This window comes from Actinoallomurus rhizosphaericola, assembly GCF_024055675.1.
GTDB lineage: Bacteria > Actinomycetota > Actinomycetes > Streptosporangiales > Streptosporangiaceae > Actinoallomurus > Actinoallomurus soli.
Genome location: NZ_JAMXMW010000049.1, coordinates 1 through 2,175 on the forward strand (window position 1 = coordinate 1; position 2,175 = coordinate 2,175).

General features: G+C 67.9%; 2 protein-coding genes. Both read right to left on the reverse strand.

The window, feature by feature from the left end; genetic code table 11:
• Positions 1–63: 63 nt before the first annotated feature.
• A complete protein-coding gene (gene istB / locus NE234_RS44035; RefSeq protein WP_252787137.1) occupies positions 64–855 on the reverse strand; it encodes an IS21-like element helper ATPase IstB in 792 nt (263 codons plus the stop codon).
• Positions 855–2,093 carry an IS21 family transposase gene (gene istA / locus NE234_RS44040; RefSeq protein ID WP_252787138.1) on the reverse strand — a complete coding sequence of 413 codons (1,239 nt, stop codon included), beginning with the start codon at positions 2,091–2,093 and terminating at the stop codon, positions 855–857. Before istA ends, istB begins: the two co-directional genes overlap by 1 nt.
• Between the last annotated feature and the right edge of the window lie 82 nt (positions 2,094–2,175).

Below are 2,175 nucleotides of genomic sequence, written 5' to 3' on the forward strand. Positions count from 1 at the left end.
TGTCAACGACGGCTGAAAACGGACCCGTCTGCGGCGGGCGAAAATGGACCCGTTTGTTGATCTTCAGTCGTTGGTCTTGGCCGCGGGGACGCGGCCGAGGTCGCGGTCTTTGAGGCGGTAGCTGTCTCCTTTCAGGGAGATGACCTCGGCGTGGTGGACGAGGCGGTCGATCATGGCAGCGGCGACGACGTCGTCGCCGAAGACCTCGCCCCAGCGGCCGAAGGGTTTGTTGGAGGTCACGATCAGGCTGGCTCGTTCGTAGCGGCTGCTGACGAGTTGGAAGAACAGGTTGGCGGCTTCTGCTTCGAAGGGGATGTAGCCGACCTCATCGACGATGAGCAGCGGGATCCGTCCGAGTTTGATCAACTCGTCTTGCAATCGCCCGGCGTGGTGGGCTTCGGCGAGGCGGTTGACCCACTCGGCGGCGGTGGCGAATGCGACCCGGTGGCCGGCCTGGCAGGCGCGGATGCCCAGGCCGATGGACAGATGCGTCTTGCCGGTGCCGGGCGGCCCGAGGAAGACCACGTTTTCCCTGGCGGTGACGAAGTCCAAGGTCCCCAGGTGGGTGATGACCTCGCGTTTGAGGGACCGCTGGTGGTCGAAGTCGAACTCCTCGATCGACTTGCGGGCCGGGAAGCGTGCGGCCCGGATGCGTCCTTCGCCGCCGTGGGCTTCGCGGGCGGCGACCTCGCGTTGCAGGCAGGCGGCCAGGAATTCCTCGTGCGACCAGCTCTCGGAGCGGGCGCGTTCGGCCAGCCGCTCGATCGCGGCGGCCAGCGAGGGGGCCTTCAGGGCCCGGGTGAGGTAGGCGAGTTCGGAGACGACATCCCTACTGGTCGTGAGTTTGCTCGGCATCAGACGGCCACCTGTCCAGACTCGTCGGCTAGGCCGAACAGCCGGTCATAGTCGCTCAGATCCCGCTGGGCGACCTCGGTCATCACCGGCGGCACCGTTGGTGGCAGATACCGGCGGCGCAGGTCACGGGCAGCGGCCTCATGGTCGGGGTCGGTGAGGGTCTGGTGAGCGGCCCAGCAGCGGTCATGGCAGGCAACGACCTTCCCGACGCAGGTGGCCTGGACCCGGTCCAGGTCGGCAGTGACCTCGACGATTCGGCCGATCACCGATGGGTGGACGGAGTAGTCGTTGGCATCGAGCCGGACGTAGTGGTCCCGTGGCAGCCGGATCGTCTGGCGCCATCCGGCCTGGGGTGGCACCGGCGGCAGATCCACCATCGCGGCCAGATCGGCGGCCAGCCGGTCGACGGGCCGGCATTCGATCCGGCGGTGATGCCGCCGATTGGCCTTCGCCAGCCAGTCGGTGAGCTGGGCGTTGAAGTCCGCCGGGGAAGCGAAGGAACGGCCGGGCAGGAACGATGTCTCCAGATAGCCGTTGGCTCGCTCGACCAGGCCCTTGGCTTCTGGATCTGAGGGGCGGCATTGGATGACCTTGATGCCCAGGCTGCCGCGGAAGGCGTTCATCGCTTCGGTCAGCTGCGGGCGGCCGGCCCGCCACTGCCCGATGGCGGACTCGTTGTCCCAGACCAGGGCCTTGGGCACCGCACCGAGCTGGCGCAGCAGCACCCAGTGCCCCGCCAAAAGGTCCGGGCCTTGGCGGGTGGGGATCATCCGGGCACTGATCCAGCGGGAGTATCCCGCCACCATCACCAGCACCGGCGGTCGACCGGTCTGCCCGAACCCCAACGGCACATCCACCGGCGGGAACCACAGGTCACACTGGGCCAGCTCGCCCGGCTGATAGCTGGTGCGTGAGGCGGGATCGGGCGGCTGATACAACGGCCGCAGCTCTCGGACCCGGTCTTTGAGCACGGTCAGGCCCCGCTGCCAGCCGATCCGTTCGGCGATCACGGTGGCCGGCATGTCCGGCCAGGACGCCAGCAACTGCCGGACCTGCGGCTCGACCGCATCCACGATTGAGCCCTTGGGCTTGCGCGCGTACTTCGGTGGATCCTGCGCCTGCAGCGCCCGCCGCACCGTGTTCCGCCCGACACCCATCTTCCGGGAGATCGCCCGGATCGGCATGCCCTCACACCGATGCAGCCTGCGGATCTCCGCCCAGTCCTCCACGCTCAGCACCCCTCTCCACTAGCCCCAAAGGGCTCGAGGTGGGTCCGTTTTCACGCGTCGCCACTGGTCCAGTTTTCAGGCGTCGTCGTCA

Excerpts from the sequence above, each read along its gene's own strand:
- istB (WP_252787137.1), bottom strand. The coding sequence starts at position 855 with ATGCCGAGCAAACTCACGACCAGTAGGGATGTCGTCTCCGAACTCGCC.